This window comes from Arthrobacter sp. PvP103 (assembly GCF_017833075.1).
Taxonomy (GTDB): Bacteria; Actinomycetota; Actinomycetes; order Actinomycetales; family Micrococcaceae; genus Arthrobacter.
In genome coordinates, this window is record NZ_JAFIBQ010000001.1 from 23,065 (window position 1) to 47,934 (window position 24,870).

General features: G+C 66.6%; 23 protein-coding genes. 14 read left to right on the forward strand and 9 right to left on the reverse strand.

Translation table 11 applies throughout. The features are described 5' to 3' along the window. Positions 1-5 precede the first annotated feature (5 nt). Complete coding sequence (locus tag JOE41_RS00110; protein WP_011691887.1) at positions 6-884, reverse strand: xanthine dehydrogenase family protein subunit M; 879 nt, start codon at positions 882-884, stop codon at positions 6-8. Between the two features lie 118 nt (positions 885-1,002). On the opposite strand from JOE41_RS00110, the gene JOE41_RS00115 reads away from it, so the two are divergent. Both JOE41_RS00115 and JOE41_RS00120 read left to right on the forward strand, forming a co-directional pair. Next, positions 1,003-1,980 carry a LysR family transcriptional regulator gene (locus JOE41_RS00115; RefSeq protein ID WP_209750245.1) on the forward strand — a complete coding sequence of 326 codons (978 nt, stop codon included), beginning with the start codon at positions 1,003-1,005 and terminating at the stop codon, positions 1,978-1,980. A 129-nt stretch (positions 1,981-2,109) separates the two neighbouring features. Next, positions 2,110-2,526, forward strand: coding sequence for a VOC family protein (locus JOE41_RS00120; RefSeq protein ID WP_043429744.1), 417 nt, complete (start codon positions 2,110-2,112; stop codon positions 2,524-2,526). A gap of 74 nt (positions 2,527-2,600) precedes the next feature. On the opposite strand, the gene JOE41_RS00125 is transcribed toward JOE41_RS00120, so the two are convergent. After that, positions 2,601-3,698, reverse strand: coding sequence for a class I SAM-dependent methyltransferase (locus JOE41_RS00125; protein ID WP_209750247.1), 1,098 nt, complete (start codon positions 3,696-3,698; stop codon positions 2,601-2,603). Positions 3,699-3,898: 200 nt separating this feature from the next. After that, the gene (locus JOE41_RS00130; protein ID WP_209750249.1) at positions 3,899-5,536 is read right to left on the reverse strand and encodes a helix-turn-helix transcriptional regulator; all 1,638 of its coding nucleotides are present in this window, start codon (positions 5,534-5,536) and stop codon (positions 3,899-3,901) included. A gap of 234 nt (positions 5,537-5,770) precedes the next feature. On the opposite strand from JOE41_RS00130, the gene JOE41_RS00135 reads away from it, so the two are divergent. Beyond that, positions 5,771-7,156 carry an MBL fold metallo-hydrolase RNA specificity domain-containing protein gene (locus JOE41_RS00135; RefSeq protein ID WP_011691892.1) on the forward strand — a complete coding sequence of 462 codons (1,386 nt, stop codon included), beginning with the start codon at positions 5,771-5,773 and terminating at the stop codon, positions 7,154-7,156. After that, positions 7,153-8,484, forward strand: coding sequence for an erythromycin esterase family protein (locus JOE41_RS00140; RefSeq protein ID WP_209750252.1), 1,332 nt, complete (start codon positions 7,153-7,155; stop codon positions 8,482-8,484). Before JOE41_RS00135 ends, JOE41_RS00140 begins: the two co-directional genes overlap by 4 nt. Here JOE41_RS00140 and JOE41_RS00145 read toward each other — a convergent pair. After that, positions 8,430-9,134 (reverse strand): hypothetical protein, encoded by a 705-nt coding sequence (locus tag JOE41_RS00145; protein WP_209750254.1) that lies wholly within the window; start codon positions 9,132-9,134, stop codon positions 8,430-8,432. The two genes, JOE41_RS00140 and JOE41_RS00145, sit on opposite strands and share 55 nt — an antisense overlap. A gap of 143 nt (positions 9,135-9,277) precedes the next feature. Here JOE41_RS00145 and JOE41_RS00150 point away from each other — a divergent pair, with 143 nt between their 5' ends. Next, a complete protein-coding gene (locus JOE41_RS00150; RefSeq protein ID WP_209750255.1) occupies positions 9,278-10,147 on the forward strand; it encodes a universal stress protein in 870 nt (289 codons plus the stop codon). Positions 10,148-10,254: 107 nt separating this feature from the next. Here the strand turns inward: JOE41_RS00150 and JOE41_RS00155 are convergent, their stop codons facing one another. From JOE41_RS00155 to JOE41_RS00170, 4 genes are all read right to left on the reverse strand, one after another. Beyond that, positions 10,255-11,058 carry a maleylpyruvate isomerase family mycothiol-dependent enzyme gene (locus JOE41_RS00155; RefSeq protein ID WP_209750263.1) on the reverse strand — a complete coding sequence of 268 codons (804 nt, stop codon included), beginning with the start codon at positions 11,056-11,058 and terminating at the stop codon, positions 10,255-10,257. Beyond that, complete coding sequence (locus JOE41_RS00160) at positions 11,058-11,894, reverse strand: fumarylacetoacetate hydrolase family protein (protein ID WP_209750265.1); 837 nt, start codon at positions 11,892-11,894, stop codon at positions 11,058-11,060. Before JOE41_RS00160 ends, JOE41_RS00155 begins: the two co-directional genes overlap by 1 nt. Then, on the reverse strand, positions 11,891-13,024 hold the full coding sequence (locus JOE41_RS00165) for a cupin domain-containing protein (RefSeq protein WP_209750267.1): 1,134 nt from the start codon (positions 13,022-13,024) through the stop codon (positions 11,891-11,893). The genes JOE41_RS00160 and JOE41_RS00165 overlap by 4 nt, the downstream gene beginning before the upstream one ends. Positions 13,025-13,154: 130 nt before the next feature. Further along, a complete protein-coding gene (locus tag JOE41_RS00170; RefSeq protein ID WP_209750269.1) occupies positions 13,155-13,988 on the reverse strand; it encodes an IclR family transcriptional regulator in 834 nt (277 codons plus the stop codon). Between the two features lie 48 nt (positions 13,989-14,036). Between JOE41_RS00170 and JOE41_RS00175 the strand changes: the two genes are divergently transcribed. The 8 genes from JOE41_RS00175 to JOE41_RS00210 all read left to right on the forward strand — a co-directional run bounded on the left by JOE41_RS00175 (position 14,037) and on the right by JOE41_RS00210 (position 21,466). Further along, on the forward strand, positions 14,037-15,401 hold the full coding sequence (locus JOE41_RS00175) for an aromatic acid/H+ symport family MFS transporter (RefSeq protein ID WP_209750271.1): 1,365 nt from the start codon (positions 14,037-14,039) through the stop codon (positions 15,399-15,401). Continuing rightward, the gene (locus tag JOE41_RS00180) at positions 15,394-16,644 is read left to right on the forward strand and encodes an FAD-dependent oxidoreductase (protein ID WP_209750273.1); all 1,251 of its coding nucleotides are present in this window, start codon (positions 15,394-15,396) and stop codon (positions 16,642-16,644) included. Before JOE41_RS00175 ends, JOE41_RS00180 begins: the two co-directional genes overlap by 8 nt. Positions 16,645-16,791: 147 nt before the next feature. After that, positions 16,792-17,286, forward strand: a complete 495-nt coding sequence (locus tag JOE41_RS00185; RefSeq protein ID WP_011691902.1) for an HAD domain-containing protein — start codon at positions 16,792-16,794, stop codon at positions 17,284-17,286. A gap of 170 nt (positions 17,287-17,456) precedes the next feature. Further along, the gene (locus JOE41_RS00190; protein WP_043429747.1) at positions 17,457-18,665 is read left to right on the forward strand and encodes an inorganic phosphate transporter; all 1,209 of its coding nucleotides are present in this window, start codon (positions 17,457-17,459) and stop codon (positions 18,663-18,665) included. Then, positions 18,666-18,887, forward strand: a complete 222-nt coding sequence (locus tag JOE41_RS00195; protein WP_011691904.1) for a hypothetical protein — start codon at positions 18,666-18,668, stop codon at positions 18,885-18,887. 185 nt (positions 18,888-19,072) lie between these two features. After that, a complete protein-coding gene (locus tag JOE41_RS00200; protein WP_209750275.1) occupies positions 19,073-20,044 on the forward strand; it encodes a hypothetical protein in 972 nt (323 codons plus the stop codon). Further along, complete coding sequence (locus JOE41_RS00205; RefSeq protein WP_011691906.1) at positions 20,041-20,910, forward strand: hypothetical protein; 870 nt, start codon at positions 20,041-20,043, stop codon at positions 20,908-20,910. Before JOE41_RS00200 ends, JOE41_RS00205 begins: the two co-directional genes overlap by 4 nt. Before the next feature lie 13 nt (positions 20,911-20,923). Continuing rightward, positions 20,924-21,466: a dihydrofolate reductase family protein gene (locus tag JOE41_RS00210; protein WP_011691907.1), complete on the forward strand. Its 543-nt coding sequence runs from the start codon at positions 20,924-20,926 to the stop codon at positions 21,464-21,466. A gap of 18 nt (positions 21,467-21,484) precedes the next feature. On the opposite strand, the gene JOE41_RS00215 is transcribed toward JOE41_RS00210, so the two are convergent. Then, positions 21,485-21,949, reverse strand: a complete 465-nt coding sequence (locus JOE41_RS00215) for a hotdog fold thioesterase (protein WP_011691908.1) — start codon at positions 21,947-21,949, stop codon at positions 21,485-21,487. 223 nt (positions 21,950-22,172) lie between these two features. Here JOE41_RS00215 and polA point away from each other — a divergent pair, with 223 nt between their 5' ends. Next, a complete protein-coding gene (gene polA / locus JOE41_RS00220) occupies positions 22,173-24,815 on the forward strand; it encodes a DNA polymerase I (protein ID WP_245200786.1) in 2,643 nt (880 codons plus the stop codon). Positions 24,816-24,870 lie beyond the last annotated feature (55 nt).

Sequence of the window (24,870 nt, forward strand, 5' to 3'; positions counted from 1 at the left end):
GGAGCTCAACCTTCCTGTGTTCCGGCAGCCCGGGCGCATGCCAGCCGCAGGACTCTGCGGGTGAGCTCGTCGGCCAGATGCCGTTTGTAGTCGATCTGTCCGCGCTGATCCGCGACGGGATCGCACGCGATGGCTGCCTGCCGGCCGGCCTCGACGAAAAGCTCCTCGCGGGGTTGCTGTCCAAGGAGCACGGCTGCGGCTTCCTCGATTGTTCCGTCGAGGCCCAGTGCCGTGAGACCTATGGCCGCGGCATCGACGCTACCGTCGTCCGCCAGCGAGACAGCCGCCCCGGCTGCGGCGACGGCCCAGTCGCCAACCCGGCGTTCCACTTTTTCGTAGGCGCTTCCCGAGCTCGGACGAACGGGGAACCGGACTTCGCACAGCAACTCGTCTGGTGCCACCGCCGTTTCATAGGGGCCGCGGTGGAACTCCTTCATGTCGACGAGGCGTTCGCCGCCGGGACCGCGGACCACCGCCACAGCACGCAGGACGTCGCAGACCGTGGAAAGGTCTTCGGCCGGGTCGGCCTGGCACAGGGAACCGCCAATGGTTCCGCGGTTGCGGACCACAGGATCCGCGATGACCGCTTCGGCGTCCGAAATAATCGGGAAGAGTCGGGCTACTTCGGCTGATTCCAGGAGGGCCGTATGGCGAGTCAGCGCGCCCACCCGCAGGTGATCCCCGTCGAGAAGGATGAAGTCGAGCTCGAACAGGTCGTTGATGTCAATCAGCCATTCGGGACGGGCCAGGCGGAGTTTCATCATGGGGAGCAGACTGTGCCCGCCGGCTATCACCCGGGACTCGGGGCCGTGGCGTGCAAGAAGCTCAAGGGCATCGTTCACCGTGCTGGCCCGCACGTAATCAAAAGGAGCCGGAATCTGCATTGTCCCTACCTCACTCCATGGCGCCGCACACTGTAAGACGCCGATTTGAAGTCAGTCTTGTCCCGGCCCGAGTGGAGTGTCAATATCGTCATAAGCGAAGGGTTATGAAGCCGTGTCGATGACTTTGAGCCAGCTGCGGGCCTTCGCGCTCGTGGCCAGACTGGGGTCGCTTCACGCTGCCGCGGCGGCCCTGGCTGTCAGCGAGCCGGCGGTCTCCTCGGCCCTGGCTGCGCTCCGGAGGGACCTTGGCGACCCCCTCTTCGTCCGTGCTGCCGGAGGCATTGCCCTGACGCCGGGCGGCCGGGCGCTGGCGGACTATGCCCAGGAAATCGTCGGCCTGGCTGACCAGGCCCGGTGGGAGGTCTCCCACGCAACCACAGACGCGGGGTTGCTGAGAATCGTCGCAACAGCTCCGTTCGCTGAACATGCGGCCGGACGGCTGCTTGACCTCTTCACCAAACGGGTCCCCGGAGCCTCTGTCGATGTCGTAGTGGAGTCCGCTGCTGACATAGCGTCTCTTCTGCTTGACCGCGCCTTCGACATAGCCCTCGGGGCCATGCCTACGCAGCCAGCCGGCCCGGGTGCCGACGTCGGACTGGAGATGGTCCCTTTCCTGCGGTATCAGCGCGTCTTTGTGGTGGCGGCGTCGCATCCCCTCGCAGTGCTGCACGGGCCGGTACCACTGGCCCGGCTACTGGACCGCCCGTGGTTCGCCGGCCCCTCCGGCATCCAGTCGGAGACGGATGAAGGGCGGTGGCTGTCGTCGATGGGCGTAGTGCCCGAAGTGATCCGGCTAAGCAGCGAAACCGACGCGCTCGCCGCGGTCAGAGCGGGAGAGGGTTTGACACTGGCCGTGGGGCATATTGTGCGGGCGGAACTCCAAACCGGAGTCCTGGTGCGCGTACCGGTCGTCGGAACTCCAGTTTCCGGTCTGTGGTGGGCAAGCACGCTTAGCCACGGCCGGACAACCTCCAAGGCAAAGGCGCTGCAGCGCTTCGTCACCACACCGGATGCAACAGCCGCCATGGTTGCTCCGGGCGGCTCGCGGGGGCTTGAACGACGAGGATCCAAAGTTCACGTTGCTCTCTGGAGCTGAGGCCGAGGGCCATCGCCGCCCCTATGCAGTCCGGCACGACTGGGGCAACATATGAAGTGTTCCAAGCCCGGGCGGCCACCGGATCCACGGGTGGTCCGGGTATCGACCGGCACGAGAGGACACCTGAAGATGACCACGACACTTAATCCCTACCTTGGCTTCCGGGACAATGCGCGGGAGGCCATGAACTTTTACCAGTCCGTATTTGGAGGCGAACTGGCAATGAGCACCTTTGGCGAGTTCCATGCCAGCGAAGACGCGTCCGAGCAGGACAAGATCATGCACGGCATGCTGACCACCGGATCCGGCATGGTGCTCATGGGCGCCGACACGCCCAACGGCATGAGCTTCACCCCGGGCGACAACTTCTCCGTTTCCCTCAGCGGCGATGACGACGCCGAACTGCGCGGGTACTGGGAGAAGCTGTCCGACGGCGGCACCGTGACGGTGCCGCTCGAACAAGCGCCGTGGGGCGATACCTTCGGAATGTGCACGGACAAGTTCGGCGTCGCCTGGCTGGTGAACATCGCCGGACCCAAGCAGTAGGCCCCCGGCAGCACGGGGCCCGGGAGCGCAGGCCCCCGGCACCCCAGGGCCCGGGCAGCCGAGCCGTTCGGCGCCTACTTGCGGGCCACAAAGTAGGCGTTGAACGGGTCCTCCTCGAGTTCCTTCACGTCAACGGTGGCAAAGCCTGCAGCCCGGACCATGGATTCAGCCAACTGGACACCCCAAACCGTTCCCAGCCCGTCCCCGCCCTGTGCCAGGGACACGGACATGCAGTGGAATGTTGAGATCGCGTAGAGGAACGTCCCCCACGGGAGCTCAACATTGTCGATCAGTTCGCTCGAGGCCTTGATATCCACCATGAGGAACGTGCCGTCGGGGCGCAGCGCCCGGTGGATGTTTTGCAGCACCTTCGCCGGCCGGGCCTGGTCGTGGATGGCATCGAAAACAGTGATGACGTCGAAGCCTTCCACGATGTCCAGGTCAGCTGCGTCCAGGAGCTCGAACCGGACGTTCCCCAGTCCCAGCCGCCGGGCTTCCGCCCGCCCGGCGAGCACGGCGTCCTCGAAGAAGTCGTAGCCCGTGAAGCGGCTCGCGGGAAAAGCTCCGGCCATCAGGTTGACGGCGTGCCCGGCTCCGCATCCGATATCTGCGACGTCGATTCCCGCCTGCAGGCTGTCCACACACCCGGCCAGCGGGAGGATGGCGGACACGAGGGATGCATCATGGACCGAGGCGCTGTCAGCGGCCTGGATGCCGACGAAATCCGGATAGTCCTCGTACCCCAGGCCGCCGCCCGTCCGGAATTTGTGCGCGATCTTGCCCGCCACCCCACCCATCAGGGTGATGTACTGAAGCGTCCGGGCCAGGTTGTCGACGCCTTGGCCGCAGACGGACGGTGCCAGCGCAGGGTCCAGCCGGTAGGTGCCTGCGGCGGGCCGGTACTCGACGAAGCGGGCCGTCACCATGCCGCCGAGCCATTCGCGGACGTAGCGTTCGTTAAGCCCGGCAGCGTCGGCGATCTGCTCACTCGAGGCAGGCGGCAGCCCGGCCATCACGTCGAACAGCCCGGTCTGGTGGCCGATGCTGGCCAGGACGGCGGCCGAGCTGTCGTTGAGGATGCCGAGCAGGCGGGCAGCGGCGTCCTCCGCGGCTTTCGCGTCGCGGGCGGCCGCCGCGTCTCCTGCCGTGAGGCGGAGGTCGGTGGTGGTCATTGTGTTTCCTTTCTTCGGCGGACTCGCTGTCCGGCTACTTCGAAAGTACGTCCGGGGCCGGGCACGCCGCGTCGGGCGGATCATGCATCTTTCACCGGGGCTGTGGGGTGAATGATGCAGGGGGCACCTCCCCGCAAGGGCCGGCCGGGCGGACGCACGACGACGGGGGAAACGGCGCTCGCCGTCGTCGTCGTCGTTCTTCACGCCAGTCCGTGGTCCCTGGCCCAGCCGGCCGCGGCGGTCCGGGTGGAGACCCCGATCTTGCCGAAAATGTTGGCCAAGTGCCGACCCACCGTCTTTTCACTGATGACCAGGGCATCCGCCACCTGGCGGTTGCTGGCACCGGTGGTGATGAGTGCCAGGACTTCGCACTCCCGGGCCGTCAGGCCACCCCGGCCGTCGGTGGTGCCGCCGGCACTGCCTGCGCCACGCTCCAGCCGTTCGACGTCGGGGACTGCCCCTAGCTGGCGGTAGATGGCGAGCGCTGTGGCGAGGTCGGCATCGGCCGCACCGGCCTGGCCGAGGGCACGCCGGGACACGGCGAGAAGCTCGTGGATCCGGGCCGTGCGGTAGCGCGCACGCTGCGCACGGTACGTCCGGACGGCTGCCTCAAGGAACGGCAGGGCGCTGTCCGCACGGCCGGACGCCAGCAGGACGGCGCCACGGGCCTGGCATGCCCACGCCTGGAGGCCCGGAGAGGCGAACCGGGCGGCGGTCCTTTCCAGTTCGGCGGCCAGTGCCTCGGCGAGCGCCGCGTCACGCCGGGCCAGTGCCAGCTCGGTGGCGGGCAGCAGCAGCCTGGCCCGGTCCAGCAGCCGGCTCTCGCCCAGCGCGGCACGGAGCTGGTTAAGGGCCAGGATGGAGTCGCCGGCTTCATAGTGCAGCAGGGCCTCGCCCGGCTGCGGGTCCACCCCGAGGTCCCGTGCACGGCGGTACGCGGCCAGCGCCCCGGCAGTATTGCCGCGCAGGCGGCGGACCTCGCCGAGTTCGTAGTAGCCTGCCCCGGCCATCCAGCCGTGTGCCGTGACCAGGTTGTCGCTGGAGGCGCCGATCTCGCGTTCCACCGCATCCCAGCCCCCTTCGGCGCTGACAAGCTGAAGCTCGTGGATGCGGGTGACGCCGGTGTACACAAAAGTGGCTGACAAGCCCGCTGTCCAACGGTCCAGTGCGCCGGTCCAGGCCCGCATCCTGGCCAGGTCTCCGAGCTGGTGGCAGAGGTGGATGACAGTGCAATAGATGTCTCCGGCCCACACGGGCGCAACGGCACCGGCCAGGACCGGCAGCATGGCCTCGTCCAGGTCGCTGAAACCGTCCTCGGTCCGCCCGGCCCGGACCCCGCCAAGTCCGGCAACGACCCGGGCAAAACAGGCGAGGGTGGGGTCAGCCAGGCGGTTCGCCAGGGCATCGAGCCTCGCTGCGGCTGCCTGCGCCGGTCCGGGGTCTTCCTCCAGGTCCAGGGACATGGCGCTCTCCAGGTACAGCAGGTACCCGTGTGCAGGCCCTTCAGGGAGGCCCTGCAGCAGGCGCCGTGCCCGGTTGAGCCACCCGGAGGCAACCACGAGATCCCCCCGCGTGCCCCACTGCAGAGACAGGAGGATGGCTTTCATCGCTGCGGCGGGCTGGTCGCCGGAACCGGCCAGGCCCCGGTAGAGATCCTCTGTTACCGAGAGTGACTCGGGGATGTCGCCCAGCCACCACATCGCGTCGGCCAGGGCAGCCAGGTCCTGCAACTCCAGGCCGGTGGTGCTCCTGGCGGCAAGAAGCCCGTTGCGGGCCGCGGGCCAGTCCCTGCGGGCGTACGCCGCGCGGGCGCTGGTGATCAAATCCTGTTCAGCCATGCGAGGTCTCCAAGGGATGGTCCCAGCGTACTGCCGGCTCCGCCTCCCGAAAAGGCGGGAGCGAGCGGGCAGCCGTGACTTTCGGCCCTAGGTGGGCTGCCGGAAGAAGCGGAAGCTGGGACGTACATCGCGACTGCGCTTTCCGGCGCGTTGCAGTGCATGCGCCTGCCGGGCCCTGGCGCTGCCGCTGCCGCCGGACGGCAACGGGAACGCTGCGCGACGGGAGCAGGGAGCATGATGAAACACCGACACCCGCAACTCCGGTTCCTTGGAGCCACGGACAGCGTGACCGGTTCCCGGTACCTGGTTGAGGCGGCAGGTAAACGCATCCTCGTGGACTGCGGGCTGTTCCAGGGCTACAAGGTGCTCCGCGACCGCAACAGGATCCCCTTCCCCGTGAGGCCGGACTCCATTGACGCCATCCTGCTGACGCATGCGCACCTTGACCACACCGGCTACGTCCCCGCCCTGGTCCGGGACGGTTTCAACGGGCCGGTGTACGCCACGGAGGGCACCACCGAATTGTGCACCCTGCTCCTGCCGGATAGCGGGCACCTGCAGGAAGAGGAAGCCAAGTACGCCTACGAGCACGGATCGTCCAGGCACAGCCCGCCGGTTCCGCTCTACACGGCTGCGGACGCTGTCCGCTCGCTCGACAGTTTCCGGGAACACGGCTTCGACACCCCGCTGGAGCTCGGCGGGGGGATCGCCGCGACGTTCCTGCCCGCCGGCCACATCCTGGGGGCAGCCCAGATCAGGCTCGCTGTGGGCCAGCATTCCGTCCATTTCACCGGCGACCTGGGACGCACCGATGATCCGCTGATGTTTCCGCCCCGGGGACTTGGCGCCGCTGACATTCTTGTCACCGAATCCACCTACGGAAACCGCAAACACTCGAGCCTGGATCCGGAACTGCAGTTGGGCGAGATCATCACCCGTGTGGCGAAGAAGAACGGCGTGATCATGATCGCCGCGTTCGCCGTCGGACGGGCGGAGACACTGATGCTGCACCTGTCCCGGCTCCGCAGCAAAAACGCCATTCCGGACATCCCCGTGTACCTCAACAGCCCCATGGCCATTGACGCGTCCGGCATGTACCAGCGCCATCCCGATGAACACCGGCTCAAACAGCCGGAGTATGAGGACATGTACAAAGTGGCCAAGATGACCCGGACGGTGGACGACTCGAAGCTGCTCAACCTCCGCGGCGGGCCAATGGTGATTATTTCCGCCAGCGGGATGCTCACCGGAGGCAGGATCCTGCACCACATCGCCGAATACGGACCCGATCCGAAAAACGCCATCATCCTCAGCGGCTACCAGGCCGGCGGAACCCGCGGCGCCGCGCTCGCCGCCGGCGTGCGGCAACTTCGCATCTACGGAGAGGACGTGCGCATCCGCGCCGAGGTGATCCAGATGGAAAGCCTGTCCGCGCATGCGGACTCCGACGGGCTGATCGAGTGGATGCGGGCCGCCGCACGGGAACCCCGGATGACCTACATCACCCACGGCGAACCGGAAGCGTCCGATGCGCTCCGGATCCGCATCAAGCGCGAACTCGGCTGGCGGGTGCGTGTTCCGGAATACCTTGAAGGCATCTCGCTCGAGGACCCGACATGACCAACGGAAACCGTGCTGTCCTGAGCATGCTGGACGAGATCCGCACCCTGGCCCGGCCACTCACCGGGATCCGGGACCTTGACCGGCTGGTCCACGGGGCCGGTGCCGGACGCTTCGTGGCCATCGGCGAAGCATCCCACGGCACGCACGAGTACTACACCATGCGTGCCCGCCTGAGCATGCGGCTGATCGAAGAGCAGGGTTACAGCTGGATCGGGGTGGAGGGCGACTGGCCGGACTGCTGGCGGATCAACCGCTGGGTCCGGGGACAAAGCGGCCAGGACACTGGAGTGCACACCATGCTCGCCGGATTCGGGCGCTGGCCCACCTGGATGTGGGCAAACGAGGAAGTGGCAGGCTTCCTTGACTGGCTCCGCGGCTGGAACCTGGAGCGTCCGATGGAAGAGCGGGTTGGCTTCTACGGGCTGGACGTCTACTCACTGTGGGATTCCCTGCGGGAGATCATCGGCTGGCTCGAGGAAAACGAGCCCGACGCCGTCCCCGCTGCCATGCGGGCGTGGCGGTGTTTCCTTCCGCATCACGAAGACCCGCACGAGTACGCCTGGAGCACCCGGCTGGTCCCCGAATCGTGCGAGGCTGATGTGGTTGCACTCCTCACCGAGGTGCGGAACCGGGCATTTGCGCTGCGCGACCACGAACCGCGCGTCGAAAGCGATGAGGCTTTCGACGCGGTCCAGAACGCTGTGGTTGCCGCCAACGCCGAGCATTACTACCGCATCATGGTGCAGGGGAGCCGCGAGTCCTGGAACGTCCGGGACCGTCACATGGCGGACACCGTGGACCGGTTGAGTGCGCATCTGGGCCCGGCATCCAAAGGGATCATCTGGGAGCACAACACCCATGTGGGCGATGCGCGTGCCACGGACATGGCGCGGGACGGGCTGGTGAACGTTGGCCAGCTGCTCCGCGAGCGCCACGGTTCCGAAGGCGTTACTTTGGTGGGTTTCGGATCGTACCGGGGAACAGTCATGGCTGCGGACGCCTGGGGCTCCCCGGAACGGGTGCTCACTGTGCCGGAAGCCCGGACCGGCAGCCACGAGGATCTGCTGCACCGGGCCCTGGGCGCACCGGCATTGTTGGAATTCGGCGGGGACAGGTCCGGGCCGTGGCTGTCAGCCTGGTTGGGTCACCGGGCCATCGGTGTTGTCTACCGCCCGGCCAGGGAATCCGGAAACTACGTTCCCACCCGGATGGGAGGGCGTTACGACGCCCTCATCTGGATGGAACAGACCTCGGCGCTTCGTCCGCTGCATCACGAGGCTCCGCCGAGTGAGCCGGAGTTCGAAACGGAGCCCACCGGATTCTGAGCTGCCGCTGGAAAGCGAAGCAGCCGTTTCATCACCAGGCCGGTTACGAGTGCCATGCCGGCGGCCATCAGGATGGCGGCAGCGACGCCGATGGTGATCACCGTCGTCGGCGGCTGTCCCGGCTGCCACAGCGGAGGTGCGACGGCGAAGAAGAGTCCCAGCCCCACGCACCATGCCAGCGCGTTCCCGGCCACCCACCGTCCGCTGTGCGCGACGTGCCGGCGGAGTTCCGGCCATTGTGCCAGCCCGATCGAACACAGCAGCAGCAGGGCGCCGGGAACCGCGACGCCGATCTGCAGGGCAGGCGGCCAGAGCTGCCACTGGTTGGCGAAAGTACTGGGGCTAAGGCCGAGGAGCCAGGCGAGCGCCGCACCGGCGGCGGTGCGGATGGTCCACCTGCTCACGCTGAGGCCGGGCAGCAGGCTTCGGAGCACGTGCGCCTGGGCGAGCCCCAGGACTGTGCCCTCGGCGACGCCGGCCACCACCAGCCAGGCCATCCCGCCGGCGGTGTCCGGAATGATCACGAAGACTGCGACGACGGCGGGAACCAGGAAGCCTGCACTCTCACCGAGGGTGACCCACAGCAACCAGCGGCGGAGGAACGGTTGGGGCCGCGAGGGGGCGGCGGCGCCGGCCCGGGTCTGCTCCATGGCCCCGACGCTACGCGGGGCACCAGCGCCGGGTGAGGGGCTTAAGGCCCTAACCCCCGTGTCTGCCGCCGGAGCACACTGAAGGTGTCAGCGGCCTCCGGCGTGCTGATCCGAAAACGCGATGGAGAAGAGCAGGATTCAGAATGAGCAAACCAATCGTCGTCGGCATCAACGGCTCCACCGGAAGTGAGGCCGCAATGTCGTGGTCGCTCCACCGGGCAGCCAGGCTCAAGCTGCCGGTTATCGCCGTCCATGCGGTGGATGACCGGTGGATGTCGCCGGACTTCCAGTACCACGAACTGATCAGGGAATCAGGCATGGAGCTGCTGAGGCAGGTGCAGGAGGATGCCGCCAAGAAGGAACCCGACGTGGCCGTCGACGTGCAGTTGCGCCACGGCAGCGCCGGCGCCGCGCTCAAGGAAATGTCCAAGGACGCCGCCATGGTGGTCATCGGGTCACACCACCGCCATTGGGCCGACGGCGGACCCATGACGGACCGGGCCCTTCAGGTCGTTACTGCGTCGGACAGCCCGGTGGCGGTTATTCCGCAGGACCAGGGGCCGGAGGGCCGCGGGGTTGTCGTGGGTGTGGACGGCTCGGAGGAGTCCCTCCAGGCCGTAGCCTTCGCCGCGGCGGAAGCCGACCGCGAGGGCGACGAACTAACGGCCGTGCTGGCTTTCCGGCGCCCCGCCCGCTGGGTGCAGAGCGGGATGCCTGCCAGCGGACTGGCTGAAGTCATTGAGGAAGAGGACAAGATTGTTCTCGCGGAATCGGTGGCCGGCCTGCGGGACAAGTACCCGGACCTGGTGGTGAACCAGCGGCTGGACAAGGACACCGACCCCGCCAAGGCCCTCGTGGAGGCCGCGGCGAACGCGCGCCTCCTGGTGATCGGCAGCCGGGGGCGCGGGGGATTCAGCCGGCTTGTCCTCGGCTCCACGGCCCATGCGGTTCTGCTGCGCGTTCCTTGCCCCACGGTGGTCACCAGGGTCCACAAGGTCAAGCACGAGGAATAGCGGGCACCGTCAGTGCATGGCTATGGCCCCCTCCGTGGAGGGGGCCATAGCCATGTGCGGGATTCGCCCCGCGCTTTAGTGCCGCTGCGGGCGCCAGGCCGTGGTTGCTAGATCCACTTTGGCGCTGCCGGTACCTCGGGCAGGTCAGCGTCCGACGCCGGTGGGGCGGCCTCTGCTGCTGTGCAGTCTGTTGCCGCGGTGCTTGTCGCTGTCACGCCGTGGGTGCCGCGGCCGGTGGCCCATTGGGTGATGGCGGCGAGCGGGCCGTAGACCACTGTTGGTGTTTCGGCGTCGGTGTCGCCGAAGACCATCCCGTCGGGCTGGTCGGTGACTCTGATGAGCAGTCCGGTGTCGGTGCCTCGGGTGTGCCAGGCTGCGGTGATGTCCGCCAGTAGTCTGGCCAGGACCGGTGCGGGGATGTCGTTGAAGGTGGCGCCGTTGCCGAGGTCCACGGCGTGGACCCAGACTTCGCGGGTGCGCATCCAAACGGTTTCCTCGGCCGGGACGATCCTGCCCTGGGCTGTTTTGACTCTGTGGTGCCAGGCCTCTGCCGGGAGGTCCCGCCATTCGACGTTCAGGTGCACGGCGGAGTGGTCGAACAGGTGCCGCAGTGCAATCGGGGGCAGGGTGGCGCCGAAGTTGATTTCCTGGTCCCGCACCGACGTGGAGGCGTACATGGGTGTCTCCACGCCGGTGGCTGCCCACTCGATGAGCCGCGCGATGGCCCGCGCGTTGTAGCCGATGTGGGCCGTGACGTGCCGGCGGGTCCAGCCCGGCAGGAGCGAGTCTCCGTCGAGGTCCGCGTCGGAGAGCTCGTTGAGCTTGCGGGCGAAGAACGCCGTGCCCCGCCGTGCCTGCAGCAGACCCTCAAGCAGTTGCGGGTCGGTGGTCTGGTCGTGGCGGGCAACCATCAGGCTTCCTTGACCACGCGGTTGTTCAGCTGGCCCAGGCCCTCGATGGTGGTGACCAGGATCTGGCCTTCCTGCAGGTAGCGCTTGGGGTCCTGGGCGTGGCCCACTCCGCCCGGGGTGCCGGTGGCGATCACGTCGCCGGGGTTCAGCGTGATGATCGTGGAGATGTAGGAGACCAGGAATTCCGGGGTGAAGACCAGGTCCCCGGTGGGGGTGGACTGCTGGATCTCGCCGTCCACGGCCGAGGTCATCAGCGGGCCGGCGGTGAACTCGTCCCGGGTGACCAGGGCGGGGCCGAACGGGGTGGAGTTCTCCCAGGTCTTGCCCTGGAGCCACTGGATGGTGCGGAACTGGTAGTCGCGCATGGAAACATCGTTCAGCACCGAGTACCCGGCGATGTAATCCGTGGCGTCGGCTTCGCTGATCCGGCGGCCCTTCTTGCCGATCACCACGGCGAGTTCGGCTTCCCAGTCCACGGTGTCCGATTCCTGCGGCAGCGCCAGGTCATCGTTCGGGCCGATCAGGGATTCCTGGTACTTCGCGAACAGGGTGGGGTACTCCGGGATTTCCCGGCCCATTTCCTTGATGTGGTTGCGGTAGTTATGGCCCACGCAGATGATCTTGCCCGGGAACGGCACCACCGGCGCGAGGTCCGCGCCCTCGAGCGGATGCGTCGCACCGTTCGCTGCGGCGGCGATGGATTCCCACGCGGAGTCTTTCAGGAGTGCCCCGACGTCGGCGAAGCCGTCGATTTCGGTCAGGGTGGTCCCGTCCTGGCGGACAGCCTTCGTTACTGTTTTGTCTCCGACAGAGGTGCGGAGGGTGAGGAGTCTCATGCGTTCTTGCGTCCTTCGATGTAGGTGCGGTTGAAGTTCAGTCGTTCAAAAATGGGGGCGTCGCTGAACCGGAACAGATCAAACCCGCTCTCAGCCTGCAGGGACCATTCAGCCCACGACGGGACAACGAAGAGGTCGCCCTTTTCCAGGGTCCGGGGTTCGCCGTTGAGAACAACGGCACCGGTCCCTTCGAAGACCTGCCAGACGCTGGAGCCGACCTCGCGGACGCCCTGGGTGGACGCGCCGGGCCGGAGGCGGTGGAATTCGGCCCGGATGGTGGGCATCACGTCCCCGCCGGTGGTGGGATTGGTGTAGCGGACAGCGGCGTGGCCCTGGGACACGGTGGCCGGGTGGCCCTCGTCCTCGAGCAAAAGCTGCTCGGCCAGGGCACGGTCGGTGTATTCCCACCGGTACGCGGCGATGGGGGAGCTGGTGGTGTCATCCAGGCCGGAGAGCGGGCGCAGGCCCGGGTGGGCCCAGAGCCGCTCGGAGCGGGAGATGTCCGGGGTGGCCTCGTCGGTGACCCGTTCGGTGCCGAACTCGAAGAACCCGGCGTCCGCGTAGTGCACGAACGGGATGTCCAGGCCGTCGATCCAGGCCATCGGCTCATCGGTGTCGTTGTGGTGGCCGTGGAAGTTCCAGCCCGGGGTCAGCAGGAAATCACCGCGGGACATTCGGACCGGGTCCCCGTTCACCACGGTCCACACGCCTTCACCTTCGACGACGAAGCGGAACGCGTTTTGGGAATGGCGGTGCTCGGGGGCTGTTTCGTGGCCGCCCAGGTACTGGATGGCTGCCCACAGAGTGGGCGTGGCATAGGCCGTGCCGCCCAAACCAGGGTTGGCGAGGGCAATGGCGCGGCGTTCCCCGCCGCGGCCCACCGGCACCAGGTCACCGGCGCGGGCGGCCAGCGGGTACAGGTCGCTCCACCGCCACACATGCGGCACCGCCTTCGGGGAGGGGACCATCGGCATCAGGTCACCGATCTCAGTCCACAACGGGATCAGGTTCTCCCGGTCAAAATCCCGGTACAGCTCCTTGAGCTGGGCAGCTTCTTCAGGCGTCGGCTCCGGAGCAGTGTGCCCCGCGGCCACTGATTCATGAGTCGTGTTCTCGGCGCTGATGGACACGTGGGCCTCCTCGGTAGGTCAGAACAGTTCTTGGCGTAGCTCGACTCTACGGATGCCGACATGTGGCCCCCAGCATATTCTGCTAGTCAGAATTCCTGGCCCGTTCCGGCGGGGCGCCCGGCCCCGACGTTCAGTCCGGCTCGGCCGGATTGGCCGCGATGTCGATCTCCAGCTGCCGGCAGGTTTCCCGCAGGGCAGGCACAAGTCCGGCATCGAACACCCTGCGGAAGCGGGTCGCGGGCGTGGCCACGCTGAGCGCGCCCACCACCTTCCCGTGCCTGTTGTGCAGGGCGATCCCGAGGGCGCTCACACCTTCCTCAGTGCCTTCAAAATTGGCGGCGAAACCGTTGTTGCGGATCGACTCCAGCTCGCGCAGGAACGCCGGGTACTCCACGGCGGGGATGGTGTCCCCGCCGATCTCGGCATTATTGCTGCGGAAGAGCTGGTCAACCATGGGAGTCTCCAGTTCGGCGAGCATGGCCTTGCCCCCGGAGGTTTTGTTTGCAGGCATTACCGTCCCCTGGCGGTCACCGACGCGCAAAACATTATTTCCCTCCACGGTGGCCAGGAAACGCACTTTCGTACCCACCCGGACCATGAGGTTGACGGTCTCGTTCAGCTGCGCGGAGAGCAGCTCCATATGAGGCTGGGCGAGCGAGCGGAGCAGCCTGGTCCAGCTCAGCCCTGCCGGCCCGACGCCCATTGCCGGGCCGGGCACGTAGCGCCGGGTCTCATCCTGGACGGCGAACCCCCGGTAGACCAGCATCGCCAGCAGGCGGTGGGCAGTGGACGGGGCCACGCCCAGCTCCTCGGCGGCGTCCTTGAGGCGCAGCGCGCCGCCGTCACGAAGCAGCTGCAGGAGCTGCAGCGCATTGTCCACGGCCTCAATGGAGTAGGTTGGCCGCTTCTGTACGGGCTTCCGGGCTGATTTGGACGCCGGATTGGCGTTGGGCTGTTTCTGCACATCAGAATTATATTGTCGTTCGCCACGCGCAGTCATGACAGTAGTGGCATGACTCACACAACATCCGCTGCAGCGCCGCACCGGTCCTCCCCCGGGGACGCCGCCCCCACTTCCGCTGATGGGCCTGCATCGCGGTTCTCCAAAGCGTCGGCCGCGGCCGTCCTCGTTTGCTGGCTTTTGGTGGTCTTCGACGGCTACGACCTGATCGTCTACGGCACTGTCCAGTCTTCGCTGATCTCCGAGACCGGCTGGGGCCTGAACAAGGCCACCGCCGGAACCATCGGTTCCATGGCCTTCCTCGGCATGATGATCGGCGCGATCTTCGCCGGCCGGATGGCCGACTCGTGGGGTCGCCGCCGCACCATCCTGGGTTGCGCCGTCGTGTTCTCGATCTTCACCGCCCTCTGTGCCTTCGCTCCCAGCGCTACCGTCTTTGGCGGCCTGCGGCTCCTCGCCGGCATCGGGCTCGGCGGGCTGGTGCCCTCGGCGAACGCCCTTGTTGCCGAACTTGTCCCCACCAAGTGGCGGTCCACCATCGCCACCCTGATGATGTCCGGTGTTCCGATCGGCGGATCCATCGCCGCCCTCGTCGGCATCCAGCTGATTCCCGCCTTCGGCTGGCAGGCCATGTTCCTGGTGGCCGTGCTGGCCCTGGTGATCGTGGTGCCCCTGGGAGTGAAATACCTCCCGGAGACGCTTGCCCCGGTCCGGGCCACAGGCAGTGCAACAGAGAAGGCTGCCCGCACGGCAGCCGGCAATGCCAGTGCGGTCAAGGAACCGTCCGGCTTCTCGTCCCTGCTCCGTGCCCCGTACCTTGGTGTCAGCATGCTGTTCGCCCTGGCGACGATCGCCACCCTGTTCGCCTGGTACGGACTGGGAACCTGGTTGCCCAACCTGATGCAGTTGGCGGGCTACAACCTGGGTTCCGCCCTGACCTTCGCGCTGGCCCTCAACCTGGGTGCGGTGGCCGGTTCGGTCATCACGGCCTGGGCCGGAACCCGCTTCGGTCCGGTGCCGACTGCGATCGCCGCTGCCGCCGTCGCCGCCGCTGCGCTGGTGGTCCTCGTCACGGGGCCGTCTGTCACCGTCGTGTACCTCATGCTGGTCCTCGCCGGCGTCGGCACCCACGGCACGCAGTGCCTGATCATTGCCGCCGTCGCGAGCCACTATCCCGGACACCTGCGGGGCACCGCGCTGGGCTGGGCGCTCGGGACGGGCCGCATCGGTGCCGTCGTCGCGCCGCAGGTGGGCGGACTCCTGCTGGCAGCCGGACTGGGCGTCAATTCCAATTTCCTCGCCTTCGCCGGTGCAGCCGCCATCGCAGCGGTCCTGCTGGCCGCCGTCGGCCTCAAACTCAAGTCGAAACTCTCAATTTCACCCTCACACTCATCAACAGGAGCAATCAATGTCTGAGCACGCCACGTCCACCGATGTCCTCGTCATCGGAGGGGGTATGGCCGGACTCGCCGGAGCCCTCGCGCTGCGCGAAAACGGTGCCGACGTCACCCTCGTGGAACGGGCACCGGAGTTCGGCGAGGTGGGCGCCGGGCTGCAGATGGCCCCCAACGCCTCCCGCGTCCTCCGGAGCTGGGGCCTGCTGGAGAAAGCGCTCGAAATCGGTGTCCAGCCCAAGCACCTGGTCTTCCGCGACGCCGTCACCGGAGAAGAGCTCACCCGCCAGACGCTCGGCGCCGAATTCGAGGAACGCTACGGCGCGCCGTATGTCGTGATCCACCGCAGCGACCTCCACCGGGTCCTCCTCGAGGGCTGTGAAGCAGCCGGGGTCAAGCTCGTCAACGACGTCATGGTGGAGAGCGTTGAGACTGTGAACGGCCGCGGCGTGGCCCACACCGCCGGAGGCGTTGACTACGAGGCCGACGTCGTTATCGGCGCCGACGGTCTCCGGTCCACCCTCCGTCCGCTCGTGGCCAACGACGAACCCGTCTCCTCGGCGTACGTCGCCTACCGCGGCACGGTGCCGATCACCGAGAACACACCCAAGGCCGACCTTGAAGACGTCATCGTCTACCTCGGACCGGACTGCCACCTGGTGCAGTACCCGTTGCGCAAGGGCGAACTGCTGAACACCGTGGCCGTCTTCAAGTCGCCGTCCTTCGAAGCCGGCGTCGAACAGTACGGGGGAGTGGACGAGCTCGAGGCAGCCTACAAGGACTGCGTCCCGGCGGTTCAGGAAGCGCTGAAGAACCTGGCCACCGGCATCCGCTGGCCCATGTACGACCGTGACCCGATCGAGAACTGGGTTGCCGGCCGCATGGTGCTGATGGGCGACGCCGCGCACCCGATGCTGCAGTACCTGGCGCAGGGCGCTTGCCAGGCCCTCGAGGACGCAGCCGTGCTGCAGGATGTCAGCGCCGGCACCGTCTTCACCGCGGACGGCGTCAACCCCGAAGCCTGGGACGGCGCCATCAAGGAGTTCAACGCAATCCGCGCCGGCCGCACCGCCCGGGTCCAGCGCACCGCCCGCGTCTGGGGCGAATCCTGGCATGTCTCCGGACTGGCCCGGACCCTGCGCAACCTGCTCTTTAAGAGCCGGAAGGACAACGACTTCCAGTACAACGACTGGCTGTACGGCCAGGCCGGCGACGGAGTTCCTGCCGCCGTCCGTAAGGAGACCGCGGTGAAAGTCCCCGCCTGATCCACCGGTCCAGGCTTAGCTCTGCACCCTGAAAAGTGCCGGACACGTCTTCCGTGTCCGGCACTTTTCGTTAGGCACGGTGTGTTGCCGGCCCTCCGGCCCCTCGGTAACGTTTTGGGTGGAGCTCCCGGAGGAAAGGACGCCGCCGTGAGGAATGTCTCCCTTTATTTGGACGTGGACGGCGTGATTTGCCCGTTCGGCGCCTCGGGCACCACGGACTGGGGGAGCCGCTGGCGGACGTCCGATGCCGGCCTCCTCGAAGTGACCTACGCCGGTGAACTCGTGGAGTCCCTCAACACGCTGTCCATGACACCTGGCCTTCGCTGCGTCTGGCTCACCAGCTGGGAGGAGATGGCACCGGAATACCTGTGCCCCGCCATCGGCCTGGCCGGGCGGGAATGGCCCGTTCTTGCCAGTGACGGGCCGGGCGGAGGCGACGGCTGGTGGAAACTGCAGGCCCTGCAACGGGACCTCGAGGCATGCGCTCCGGACCGGGCCGTGTGGATCGACGACCAACTCGATTACGAAGCCGAGGCCCGCGCATGGGCCTCCGTCCTCCGCGGGCGCCTGCTGCTGATTTCACCGCATCCGAGGCGGGGCTTGTCCCCGGTTGAACTGGACGCAGTCCGTGCTTTCCTTTGACCGCCCGGTGTTTTGTCCTCAGGGCGTTGACGCGTACGATCGTTAGGGTTTCAAGCCCCTTCCGAACAACACCGCACTAACTGCCGGCAAATGCCGCGGTAACTTGCGTGCGGTCAGGGGCAATGGGGAAGTGGAACTGCTGACCGTCGACTCTGCAGATTGGGCAACAGGTGGAAATCACCTTTATGGTGGCGCTGGTTATAGCGCTGGCACTTTTTTTCGACTTCACCAACGGATTTCATGACACCGCCAACGCGATGGCTACACCCATTGCCACCGGTGCCATCAAACCGAAGACGGCAGTTGCCCTGGCAGCGGTCCTGAACCTGGTCGGAGCGTTCCTCTCCACGGAAGTGGCCAAGACGGTGTCCGGCGGCATCATCAAAGAGGGTTCAGACGGCATCCAGATCACCCCGGACATCATCTTCGCCGGCCTCATGGGCGCCATTCTCTGGAACATGATCACGTGGTTGAAAGGCCTGCCGTCGAGTTCGTCGCACGCCCTCTTCGGCGGCCTGATCGGCGCCGCCATCGCCGGCATCGGCATCCATTCGGTGAACTTCGAATCCCTCATGCAGAAGGTCATCCTTCCCGCCATCTTCGCCCCGGTCATCGCCGGCGCAGTGGCCTACGTCTGCACCCGCCTGGCCTACGCGCTGACATCCCGGCACGATCCGGAGACCGGCAGCAAGCTCACGCAGAAGCGCGGCGGTTTCCGGACCGGCCAGATCTTCACGTCCAGCCTGGTGGCCCTGGCACACGGAACCAACGATGCGCAGAAGACCATGGGCATCATCACCTTGGTGCTGATCTCCGCCGGAACGCAGGCGCCGGGATCCGGACCGCAGTTCTGGGTCATTGCAGCCTGTGCGTTCGCCATTGCCATCGGCACCTACGCCGGCGGCTGGCGGATCATCCGCACCATGGGCTCGGGCCTTACCGACGTCAAGCCCGCCCAGGGCTTTGCAGCGGAAGCCAGCACGGCCTCAGCCATCCTTGCTTCTTCCCACCTTGGATTTGCCCTGTCCACTACGCAGGTGGCCTCCGGCTCCGTGATCGGTTCCGGGCTGGGCCGCAAGGGCACCTCGGTGCGCTGGGGCACTGCCGGCCGCATCGCCGTCGGCTGGCTTTTCACCCTCCCGGCCGCCGGGATCGTGGGCGCCTTGACGGCCCTGCTCGTGATGACCGGACCGGTGGGTGTTGTCATTGCCGCCGTTGCCGGGACCGGCGCCGTGCTGTTCATGTTCGTGCAGTCCCGCAAGTCCCATGTGGGCCACCACAATGCCGTGGAGGTCGAGGAAGCAGGGCAGGCCGTCCGGTTCCGTAAAAAGAAGGCAATGGCCGCCAGCCGCGCCAACAAGTTTAAGGATGGCAACTAAGTGAAGTGGTTGGAATTGGTGCAGGTGGCCGGTGCCACGCTCCTTGCCGCCGTGACGGTAGTGGTCCTTTACTCCATCGGCGTTCGTTTCACGGCCATCGCCGGTGATCCCGAGCAGGCCACGCCCCGGTGGATGAAATCGCTCGCCTACGCCTGCTTCGGGCTGTGCGGCCTGGCGGTGCTGTTCGGCTTGTACCTGATCATTCCGTACTTCAGCAAGTAGTAGCTTCAGGCAGTTACCTGTGGAGCGCACGGGACTGCTCTGGCGGATATGACCCAACGGGGGAATAGTTAACACTGTTTCAGCGTGTTTGGTCCGGCTCCGCAGCCGGCCGATGCCGGGAGCCATCCCGAAGGGTTTATCCAGGCCGGTTCCCCTGCCGGGAACCGCAAGCAGGCGGGTCTGTCATGCACAGTCGAACCGGGGCAGCAGCCCGGCTAGCAGCCGGACTTCCAGGAATCGCCGCGGCTTGGTGCCTGCTGCTCCTTGCGGGCGGCTGCGCCGCTCCGCCATCCCCGCCACCGGAATCCCAGGCAAGTTCGACGACGGCGGCACCACCCGCAGCCCCGGATCCGGCCGCTTCGTCCTCCTCCCCGAATGATCCGCCCACGGCTGCACCGTTGCCCGGTCCGGTTGACGGACCTCCTGTTGCCGGCGCCCCTGTCATCCGGTGGGTCCCCATTGGACCGGCCGCACCCACCGATCCGCCCGAGGGGACGCTGTACGAGCTCCTGCGCAGCCTCGACTGCGCAGGCCTCCGCGAGTCAAAGCTGAACACGGCGTTTCCTGCCGTCTGGAAGGCCGCGGAGGCCACCTGCCAGGCACTGTCCACGGACCTGCCGGCGGACTGGCAGCAGGCACAGGCTGCGTTGGCCGGGGTTCCCGGCCTGCCGCCCGAACGGTGCTGGGAAAACAAAGTCACGGAATCGCTGCAGCAGGCAGTGGAACTGCGGACCGCCAACCCGGGGGTCAAGCTCGTGGTGAACGCAGCAGGGGCAGGCGACGACTGCCCCCGTCGACTGACAGGCCTGACGGTCCTCGACGGGCCCTCTGCCGGCACAGCCCCGCCATCCGTTTCCTCCGTCGGCGGAGCCCGGGTGCGCCTCCAGGGGTTCTTCGTGAATGTGGACAAAGTCCTGGTGGACGGCAATCCGGTTGACGTCGAAGGCCCGCAGTTCGGCCCCTTCGAGTTTTACGCGCCGCCGACCGCATCAGGCGCCACGTCCGCCACCGTGACAGTGGCTGCAACGCCCCCGGTGTCCGGTGAAGCCCTGCTCCGTTATGCTGACCCGACGCCGTCCACGCCGGCCACACCGCCCGCGTCACCGCCGGACATTTCCCCGCCGCCGTCCGGGGCGTCGGCAGGACCAACATCATGAGCGGCGAACCGGAGGCGGATCCCCGCTGGAAACGCGCTGTCGACATGCTGGCGGTCATCGGCCCGCCATTGACCATCGCGACTGCTTTGCTGGTTTACTTCGGCTGGGCGCGCACGGATGCCCAGGCGAAGGCCATGGGGCTGGATGTCAGCCTCTTCGGCTTCACCGTTCAGGACTTTGTCCTCAGGAGCATCCCGTCTTTGTTCATCCCGCTGGTCTGGCTGCTGATCGTGGCTTCAGTCTGGCTTTCCGTGGACAGGTTCCTCGCCGGACGCCTCAACGCCGGCAGGCGTGCGGGCATCCGGAGGCTCGCCGCCGTGATCCTGGTTGCTGGACTGGCCTGCGCGACTGCCATGTGGATCGTGGTGATTCTCCAGCCCGAACGCACCGTGCTGTTCGTGCCGTACATCATGGCCGGCGGCGTACTCCTGTCCGCCTGGGGACTGAGCCTGTGGCGGCGGTCCGCCGAAGCACCCGGGCGCAACGTGGCCGCACTGTCCCGCGGGTCAGAAAAGACGCTCATCTTCTGCCTGGTGACGCTGCTGCTCTTCTGGGGCACTTCCGACTACGCCCAGGCGCTGGGCCGGGGACTTGCGGTCAGTTACGAGCAACGGTCCGCGCTCCTGCCCACCGCCGTTGTGTACAGCAAGGACCGGCTGGGAATCAGTGCGCCCAACGTCACCGAACAATCCAGCGGCACGGCGGAACATCCGGTGTACCAGTACAGCGGCCTGCGGCTGCTCGTGGTCAGCGGCGGCCGCGTCTTCCTGCTCAACGAGGGCTGGACGCTTCGGAGCGGCAAGGTGGTGGTGCTCCGTGATGATCCGGGCATGCGCGTGGAGTATGGGAACCCCGAGTCCAAATGACTAGGCTGGGGCCATGTCCAGACTCCAATATTTCGTGGCCTCATCCCTCGACGGATTCATCGCCACGTCCGATGACAACCTGGCATGGCTCCTCCAGTTCGACGGGTTCGAAGGCGGCCGGGAAAGCTACGAAGCCTTTATGTCCGAGGTCGGCTGCATCGTCATGGGCGGCGACACCTACGCCTGGCTGATGGAGCACGAGCCGGACAACTGGCCCTACCCTGACACTCCGTGTTGGGTCTTTACCCACCACGAACACTCCGCGCCCCGGGGAGCCGATGTCACGTTCGTCCGCGGCGACGTCCAAGAATTCATGGACGATTTCAGGGCAGATGCCGGCGGCAAGAACGTCTGGCTGGTTGGCGGGGGAGAGCTGGCGGCCCAATTCGCCGATGCAGGCCTGCTGGACGAAATCATCGTGTCCATCATCCCGGTGGTCCTCGGTGCCGGAAAGCCTGTGCTGCCCGTCAAAACAGGGCCAACCCGGCCGCTGGAGCTGGAGGCGTCCAGCACGATGGGCAGGGGAATTGTCGAGCTGCGGTACAGGCTCGGCTGAACCGGCCCGGCTCAAGCCTCAGGGTGCGATGTCCCGGATCAGGTTGGTGATGCGGGCGGTGGAGAGCCTGCGGCCCTTCTCATCGGTCATCACGATCTCGTGCGTGGTCAGCGTGCGCCCCAGGTGGATCGCGATGCAGGTTCCTGTCACAGTGCCGGAGGCAATGGCGCGGTGATGGGTTGCCCCCACCTCAATGCCCACCGCCTGCCGTCCCGGGCCGGCGTGCATGCCTGCAGCGAATGAGCCGAGCGTCTCGGCCAGCACCACGTGGGCGCCGCCGTGCAGGATCCCGGCCACCTGCGTGTTGCCTTCCACCGGCATGGTTGCCACGGTGCGTTCGGGGCTCATTTCGAGGAAGTGGATGCCCATCTTCACCACCAGCGCACCGACGCCGTATTCGCCCAGCCACTCATGCATTTCCTTCGGGATTCCGGCGGCTGCCAGTTCGTCAGCGAACGGCCCGGGCGTGAAATTGTCCATCATGGGAACTAGGCTGGCACCTGTGAGCGAAACTACCAAACCGGCCCTTGCCCCCCTTTCGGCAGACACTGCTGCAGACATCCTCCCGGCAGCTGAGGCCGAATCAGCGACTGCGGCCAAACCCGCCCGGAAAACCACACGCACCGCGGAGCCGGTTTCCGCCACCGAGGCCCCCGTGATTCCCATCACCGACCAGCCGCGCCTCCTGGTGCTGGACGGGCACTCGATGGCCTTCCGGGCGTTCTTCGCGCTGCCCGCGGACAAGTTTTCCACCGCCGCGGGGCAGCACACCAACGCGATCCACGGTTTCACGTCCATGCTCATCAACCTGATCAAGGAACAGAAGCCCACGCACGTAGCTGTGGCGTTCGACGTCTCTGACGAGACCACCCACCGGAAGGCCGAGTACAGCGAGTACAAGGGCGGCCGCAACGAAACTCCCCGTGAGATGAGCGGCCAGATCGACCTTATTGACAAGGTCATGGGCGCGTGGGGCATCAAGACCATCAAGATGCCCGGCTACGAAGCGGATGACGTCCTGGCTACGCTCGCCGCCATGGGGGAAAAGGCAGGCTACGAAGTGCTGCTGGTGACGGGCGACCGCGACGCCTTCCAGCTGATTACGGACAACGTCTTTGTGCTCTACCCCAGGAAGGGCGTCAGCGACATTCCCCGCCTGGATGCCCCCGCCATCCAGGAAAAGTACTTTGTCAGCCCCGCCCAGTATTCGGACCTGGCCGCCCTGGTGGGCGAGTCTGCGGACAACCTTCCCGGCGTGCCCGGCGTTGGTCCCAAGACGGCCGCCAAGTGGATCAACCTCTACGGCGGCCTGGAAGGCGTGCTGGAACACCTCGACAAGATCGGCGGCAAGGTGGGCGACTCCCTCCGCGAAAACGTGGACGCCGTGAAGCGGAACCGCCGGTTGAACAGGCTCCACACCGACCTCGAGCTTCCCGTGACCCTGGACGACCTCGCCGACCCCCGGCCGGACCAGGCGGCGCTGGAACAGCTGTTCGACGAGCTGGAGTTTAAGACCATCCGCACCCGGCTCTTTGCCCTCTACGGCGCCGAAGAGGTGGACCTCGCCGAGCGTGAGAGCCTCGACATCCCGGATTACAGCACGCCCGCCGGAGCAGCCGAGCTGAGCGCATTCCTGGCTGCGGGCGCCGGTCAGCGGTCCGCCGTCGCCGTCGACCTTGTTCCCGGACGCATCGGCGAGGATGCCGCCGCGCTGGCAATCGTCCGGGACGGAGCCGCGGTATACATCGACCTTTCCGGCCAGGATGCCGAGGCCGAAAACGTCCTGGCGGCCTGGCTGCGCGACCCGGAAGCGCCCAAGGTCATGCACGGCTTCAAGGCCGCCCTCAAGGCCCTGAGCGCCCGCGGACTGGAACTGGAAGGCGTCGTCGACGATACGTCGATTTCCGGTTACCTCATCCAGCCCGACCGCCGCACTTACGAGCTCGCGGAGCTGGCGCAGCACCACCTCAACATCGAAATCTCCACCGCCGTGGCGAAGGCCGGGCAGCTGGAATTGTCGTTCGACGGCGATGACTCCGCCGCCGCCGGTGAACTCGTCCACGCTGCCGCCGTCGTCCACGCCCTCAGCCGCTACTTCGAGGCGGAACTGAAGGAGCGCAAGGCCGAGGAGCTGCTGTCCACGCTGGAACTTCCGGTGAGCCGGGTACTGGCGGATATGGAACTCGCCGGAATCGCCATCGACATGCAGCGGATGGATGAGCAGCTGGCCGACCTTGCCAAGGTGATCGACAACGCCCAGGAATTTGCCTTCGCCGCCATCGGACACGAGGTCAACCTCGGATCACCCAAACAGCTGCAGACCGTGCTGTTCGACGAACTCCAGCTGCCCAAGACCAAGAAGATCAAGTCCGGTTACACCACCGACGCCGCATCGCTCAAGAACCTCCTGGAAAAGACCGGGCACGAATTCCTGGTCCAGCTGATGGCGCACCGGGAATCCTCGAAACTCCGCCAGATGCTGGAGTCGCTGAAGAAGTCCGTCGCCGAGGACGGCCGCATCCACACCACCTATGCGCAAAATGTCGCAGCCACCGGCCGTATCTCGTCCAACAACCCCAACCTGCAGAACATCCCCATCCGGAGCGAAGAGGGCCGGCGCGTCCGTGGCATCTTCGTGGTCAGCGAGGGCTATGAATGCCTCCTTTCCGCGGACTATTCGCAGATCGAGATGCGGATCATGGCCCACCTCTCGGGGGACGCCGGCCTGATCCAGGCCTACCGGGACGGCGAAGACCTTCACCGGTTTGTGGGATCGAACATCTTCCACGTGCCCACCGACCAGGTCACAAGCGCCATGCGGTCCAAGGTCAAGGCGATGTCCTACGGCCTGGCCTACGGCCTGACCTCGTTCGGACTGTCCAAGCAGCTGGAAATTTCTGTTGACGAGGCCCGGACATTGATGAAGGAATACTTCGACCGCTTCGGAGCCGTGCGCGACTACCTCCGCGGCGTGGTGGACCAGGCCCGGATCGACGGCTTCACGGCCACCATCGAGGGGCGCCGCCGTTACCTGCCGGACCTCACCAGCACGGACCGCCAGCTGCGCGAGAACGCGGAACGCATTGCGCTCAACTCACCCATCCAGGGTTCCGCGGCGGACATCATCAAGCGGGCCATGCTGGGCGTGCATGCTGAATTGAAGGCCCAGGGCCTCAAATCACGGATGCTCCTGCAGGTCCATGACGAACTGGTGCTTGAAGTTGCCGCCGGTGAACGGGAAGCGGTGGAAAAGCTGGTGACGGAGCAGATGGGCTCCGCCGCGGACCTCAGCGTGCCGCTGGACGTCCAGATCGGCGTCGGGCCCAGCTGGTACGACGCCGGTCACTAAGCAGTCTCAAGGCATGCAGGACGCCTTGCGCGGGCGTCCTGCATGGGTCATTCAT